Annotated in this window: 1 protein-coding gene; it reads left to right on the top strand. The window is 46.1% G+C overall.

The window, feature by feature from the left end:
• Positions 1 to 1345: Ig-like domain-containing protein (locus OW492_RS16895; protein WP_290041694.1), on the top strand; the 1345-nt coding region annotated here is incomplete at both ends.

Raw genomic sequence — 1345 nt, 5'->3', positions numbered from 1 at the left:
GAAGTGGATACGACTGGCTTAAACGTGAGTATTGATGCGTTAGTGACTAACGAGACGTCACCTGCGTTAAGCGGCAGTATTGACGACCCAACAGCCACCGTGATTGTGACAGTCAATGCGGTTGATTACACCGCAGTGAATAACGAAAATGGGACCTGGAGTTTAGCGGCCGATACTTTACCTGACTTAACCGAAGGTGAGGTTGAAGTGAGTGTGTCTGCGAGTGATGAGGCCGGCCATAGCGACAGTGCAACAACAACCATTGAGATTGATACCACCGCACCAGTGGTCAGCGTCGATTCAATTAATACCAATGATACTACTCCAGAATTAACAGGGACTGTAAATGATCCTACAGCTTCTATTGAAGTTATAGTTGATGGTGTTCAGTATGACGCGACTAATAATACTGATGGCACTTGGACATTAGCGGATAACACCTTACCTGCATTGGATGATGGTGAAACCATTATTACCGTCACCGCTTCAGATGCGGCAGGTAATAGCGCGACAAATACCGGTACGCTTGAAGTGGATACGACTGGCTTAAACGTGAGTATTGATGCGTTAGTGACTAACGAGACGTCACCTGCGTTAAGCGGCAGTATTGATGACCCAACAGCCACTGTGATTGTGACGGTCAATGAAGTTGAGTACACCGCAGTGAATAACGGTGATAACACCTGGAGTTTAGCGGCTGATACTTTACCTGACTTAGCAGAAGGAGAAATTGAGATTGTTGTTGTTGCTGAAGATAATTCAGGAAATAGTGATACTAATATAAAAGTAATAGAAATTGATACTACGAGCCCAGTAGTCAGTGTTGATTCAACGATTACTACTGATAACACGCCGATGTTAACAGGTAGTGTTGACGACAGCACTGCAGTGGTCGTGGTGACGGTCAATGGCATTGAATATACAGCAACGAACAATACTAATGGTACGTGGACATTAGCGGATAACACCTTACCTGCATTGGATGATGGTGAAACCATTATTACCGTCACCGCTTCAGATGCGGCAGGTAATAGCGCGACAAACACCGGTACGGTTGAAGTGGATACGACTGGCTTAAACGTGAGTATTGATGCGTTAGTGACTAACGAGACGTCACCTGCGTTAAGCGGCAGTATTGACGACCCAACAGCCACCGTGATTGTGACAGTCAATGCGATTGATTACACCGCAGTGAATAACGAAAATGGGACCTGGAGTTTAGCGGCTGATACTTTACCTGACTTAACCGAAGGGGATGTTGAAGTAAGTGTGTCTGCGAGTGATGAGGCAGGCCATAGCGACAGCGCAACAACAACCATTGAGATTGATACCACCGCACCAGTGG

The organism is Psychromonas sp. 14N.309.X.WAT.B.A12, from assembly GCF_030397575.1.
Taxonomy (GTDB): domain Bacteria; phylum Pseudomonadota; class Gammaproteobacteria; order Enterobacterales; family Psychromonadaceae; genus Psychromonas.
The sequence above is the reverse complement of the archived record's forward strand: the minus strand, read 5'-3'. Positions and strand labels throughout refer to the sequence as shown.